General features: G+C 72.1%; 4 protein-coding genes and 1 pseudogene. All 5 read left to right on the top strand.

Annotated elements, in window-relative coordinates; all coding sequences use genetic code 11:
- Positions 1–321: pseudogene (locus tag ACFU99_RS34400) on the top strand (DNA-3-methyladenine glycosylase); the annotation flags it as partial.
- Between the two features lie 56 nt (positions 322–377).
- Entirely contained in the window at positions 378–896 is a 519-nt protein-coding gene (locus ACFU99_RS34395) for a methylated-DNA--[protein]-cysteine S-methyltransferase (protein ID WP_384399738.1), read from the top strand.
- Positions 897–1078: 182 nt separating this feature from the next.
- Positions 1079–2512, top strand: a complete 1434-nt coding sequence (locus ACFU99_RS34390; protein WP_384399736.1) for an FAD-dependent oxidoreductase — start codon at positions 1079–1081, stop codon at positions 2510–2512.
- The gene (locus ACFU99_RS34385) at positions 2509–3567 is read left to right on the top strand and encodes a hypothetical protein (RefSeq protein WP_384399733.1); all 1059 of its coding nucleotides are present in this window, start codon (positions 2509–2511) and stop codon (positions 3565–3567) included. The genes ACFU99_RS34390 and ACFU99_RS34385 overlap by 4 nt, the downstream gene beginning before the upstream one ends.
- Positions 3568–3578: 11 nt before the next feature.
- A partial coding sequence (locus ACFU99_RS34380) for a cytochrome P450 (RefSeq protein WP_384399730.1) occupies positions 3579–4492 on the top strand: 914 nt, incomplete at its 3' end.

Genomic DNA, 4492 nt, shown 5'->3' with positions numbered 1-4492 from the left:
GCCATGGTCTCCGCCCTCGCCTCCGGCGACCTCGCCCTCGGAGTCGGCAGCGACTGGCCCGCCGCCCGCGGACGCCTCGACGCCACGCCCGGCATCGGGCCCTGGACCTCCGAGATCATCGCCATGCGCGCCCTCGGCGACCCCGACGCCTTCGTGCCGACCGACCTCGGGGTCCGCCGCGCGGCAGCCGAGCTCGGGCTCCCGGCCACCCCGGCCGCCCTCACCCGGCACGCCGCCGCCTGGCGGCCCTGGCGCGCGTACGCCGTCCAGTACCTCTGGTCTGCCGACGATCACGCCATCAACCGCATCCCCGCCGGGTGATCGCCCGGCCCCGCCCCTCACCGGTCTCCGTCCGCCCCCATCGGAAGAACGCACCCATGCGCGTACACACCCGCCTCGACAGCCCCTACGGCCCCCTCACCCTCGTCGCCGCCGACGACACCCTCTGCGGCCTCTATATGACCGAGCAGCGCCACCTCCCGCCCGAGGAGACCTTCGGCGCACCCGACGACACGCCCTTCACCGAGACCGTGCGCCAGCTGAACGCCTATTTCGCGGGCGAGATCACGGAGTTCGACCTGCCGCTGCACCTGGACGGCACCCCGTTCCAGCGCCGTGTCTGGAGCGAGCTCCAGCGCATCCCGTACGGCGAGACGATCTCGTACGGGCAGCTCGCCGACCGTATCGACGCACCGAAAGCCTCCCGCGCGGTCGGCCTCGCGAACGGCAAGAACCCCATCAGCATCATCGTCCCCTGCCACCGCGTCGTCGGCTCCACCGGCAGCCTCACCGGCTACGGCGGCGGCCTCGACCGCAAGCGACGGCTCCTCGACTTCGAACGCGGCGTCAGCGGCGTCAGCGGCGGCGGTACGGCGGAGCCTGACGCGCTGTTCTGAGCGCCTGAGCGTCTGAGCGCGCTCCCCCCGGCCGCCGGAGGGGACGCCGTCCTTCCGTAACCCGTCTACGGCCTCGGCACGGTGGGTAAGCCTTCGGTGAACGTCACTCGCCCCGGGCCGGTCGGCAGCCCGCCACGCGCGGCGCGCCCGCCCGCCCGGGGCCCCTGCCCTCATGAGAGGCGGTGGCGGAAGGCATGCACAGCGCCGAGGCCAGACGGTCGTCGAGCACAGGGCACGGAAGCGGGCACGGGCACGGGCACGCCGTCGTGGTGGGAGGAGGGTACGCCGGGCTCGTCGCGGCCCGAGTCCTCGCCCGCCGCTTCGACGCGGTGACCGTCATCGAAGCGGACCGTATCGACCCCGGCGCAGGGCCCGCCCACCGCAAGGGGACCCCGCAGAGCCGCCACCCCCACGCGCTCCTGGCGCGCGGCGCGGAAATCCTTGAGCGGCTCTTCCCCGGCCTCCGCGCCGAACTCGCCGCGCACGGCGCTCCGTTGTCCGACTTCGGATGCTTCCCGATGCTGTACCCCACGGGATGGTCCCCGCGCGTCACGACGGGCATCCCGCTCCAGACCTTCAGCCGGCCGCTGCTGGACGCCGCCATTCGACGTCGCGTACTGGCTTTGCCTGTGGTCGCTCTCGCCGACCGGACCCACGTCGACGGGCTCGTTCTCGACGCCGGGCGCCGACGCGTCACCGGCGTCCGTATCCGCGTCCGTACGGCGGTCGGCCCCGCTCAACCCCCATCGCACCGCACCCTCCCCGCCGACCTCGTCGTCATCGCCACCGGCCGTCACTCCCGCCTCCCGCAGTGGCTGACCGACGCAGGACTCCCCGCCCCCGCCGCGCTCAGCGTCGACGCCGGGCTCTCGTACGCCTCCCGCGTCTACCGGCGCGACGCCGCCGCCACCGACCCCGACTGGCAGGCGTCCTTGCAGGCCACCCTCGCCCCGGCGGCGCGCCGCGGCGGAGCCGTCCTCGCGATAGAGGAACGGCGTTGGCTGGTCTGCCTGTTCGGCGCGGACGGCGAGATGGCGCCCACCGACCCCGGCGGGTTCGCCGAGTACGCGGCCTCGCTCACCAATCCGCACATCGGGCAGATCGTGGCGGCGGCCCAGCCGCTCGGGCCCGTCCACCGGTACGCGGGGCTCGGCGGCCAGTGGCACCGCTACGACCGGCTCCGCCCCTGGCCCGGCGGCCTCGTCGTGCTGGGCGACGCGCTGTGCTCCCTCAACCCGCTGTACGGGCACGGCATGACCGTCGCCGCGATGCAGGCCGTACTTCTGGGACGGGAGCTCAACTCCCTTGACAGTGAGGGTGATTACCGGAATTTCCAGCGGCGCGCCGCTCGTACCCTGCGCTTCCCCTGGCTGCTGACATCTAGCCTCGACCTGGGGTGGAGAACAGAGGGGGTGCCCTTGACGGCCGCCCTCTCGCGGCGGATGCTCCACCGCTTCCTGCGTCGCATACCCGACGACCCCACCCTGTACCGACGGTTCCTGAAGGTCCAGCACATGACGGCCTCACCCGCAACGCTCCTCATCCCGTCCTTCGTCCGCCGGGGCGAAGGCAGTAAAGGGACGCGCAGTAAAGGGACGTGCAGCAAAGGGATATGACGAATCGCATTGAAGAATTACAGCAGTTGAGAATCCGGCCCGAGCCTTTCCACCCCATCTACCAGCTCCCCTCCCGCGCGGCAGTCGAGGCAGGATCCCTCAACGACATGGTCGTCAACTGGGCTCAGGATTACGGCCTGGTGAACGGCCCGGCGGCGCGCGAAAGGCTGGCCGCTGTCCGCGCGGGCGACCTCATCGCACGCGCCTACCCCGACCTGCGCGCCGACAGTGCCGTTCCGCTGGCAGGGTGGTTCTCCTGGCTCTTCGCCATCGACGACTACTTCGATCGCCGCGGCCCGCGGACCCCGGCCGGACATGCCGCAGCCATACGCAAAGTGCTCGCAGCGCTCCCGCCGGAGCCGGAGCCGGAGCCGGAGCCGGGGCCGGGGGAGTGGGAGGGCCGCATCAACTCACCGCTCGTACGGCTGCTCGCGCACGTATGGCGGAGCATCGCCCCCGGTCGCAGCCTCTGCTGGCGCATGCGTTTCATCACCCACGTGACGCACTTCGTCAGCGCCTTCCAGTACGAGGCGCTGAACCGGCGGCAGCGCCACACGCCGTCCCTCGACGCGTACGTACAGCTGCGCCGCGCCTCCGGTTCCATCACCGCGTGCCTGGACCTGCTGGAGTTCTCCACGGGGCTGGAGGTCCCGCCGCTGCTCCACGAGACGGAACAGCTGCGGACGATGGCCAACAAGGCCGCCGACGTCGTCGTCTGGGTCAACGACGTGGTGTCGCTGAAGAAGGAGCTGGCCATCGGCGAGACCACCAACGGCGTCCTGGTCGTACGGCGCGAACTCGGCCTGAGCGCACAGGAGTCGGTGGACTACATCTACGCGCGCGTCGCCGACGACATCCGTTCCTTCCGCGCGGCGGAGGCCGAACTGGAGCGAATCTGCGCCGGATGGCTCGGCGTCACGGAAGCGGAGAGAGCGGCGCTGAACTCCCTGACGCACGGGATGAAGTGCTGGATGCGCGGAAATCTCGACTGGTCGGTGCGGTCCGAACGGTACGCAGTCCCCCAGGAGGGAACGGCGTGCGCCGCCACCCGGTGAAGGAGGACCTGGTGAACACATCGCCCTGCACGTACGGTTCGGCCCCCGGCGCGCTTCCCGGGCTGGGGCACATCTGGCCGCTGCTGCGCCGCCCCACCGCGTTCCTCGCCGAACTCCCCGCGTACGGCGACCTCGTGGAGATCCGGCTCGGGCGGACCCGCGCGTACGTGCCCTGCCACCCCGAACTGCTGCGGCAGGTGCTGGCCGATGACCGCACGTTCGACAAAGGCGGCTCGTACTACGACAGGGCCCGCGCGATGGCCGGCAACGGCGTCGCCACCTGCCCGCACCAGGACCACCGCAGACAGCGCAGACTCCTCCAACCCGCCTTCCACCGCACCCGGCTGGAGAAATACGCCGAGGTGATGGAGCAGGAGATCACAGCCCTCACCGACTCCTGGGGACCCGGCCAGGTCATCGACGCGTACCCCGTCCTGTACGCGCTCTCGCTGCGCACGGTCACCCGCACCCTGTTCGGCGCCCACGTCGACGAAGCAGCCGTCGACGGCATCCGGCGCTCCTTCGAGACGGCCTTCAGCGGGTTCTTCCGCCAGATGTTCATGCCCCCGGCGCTGCGCCGCGTGCCCCTCCCGGCCAACGTCCGCCACCAGCGCGCGCTGCGGCACCTGCGCGGCACCGTGGAGCGGATCGTCGCGTCCCGCCCGCGCGACGGGGCGGACCGCGGCGATCTGCTGTCGGTCATGCTGGCCTCGCGGGACGAGGACGGCGGGCCGGGGCTGTCCGACGCGGAGATCCACGACCAGGTCGTCACGGTGCTGGCCGCCGGCACGGAGACCGTCGCCGCCACGCTCACCTGGGCCTGCCTGCTGCTGTCCCAGCACCCCGGCGAGCAGGAGAAGCTGCGCGCCGAGTGCGCGGCCGTCCTCGGCGGGCGGCGGGCCGCCCGCTGGGCCGACGTCGAGCG

The organism is Streptomyces sp. NPDC057654 (assembly GCF_042800135.1).
GTDB lineage: Bacteria > Actinomycetota > Actinomycetes > Streptomycetales > Streptomycetaceae > Streptomyces.
Note: the sequence above shows the minus strand (reverse complement) of the source record. Positions and strands in the feature narration are given on the sequence as shown.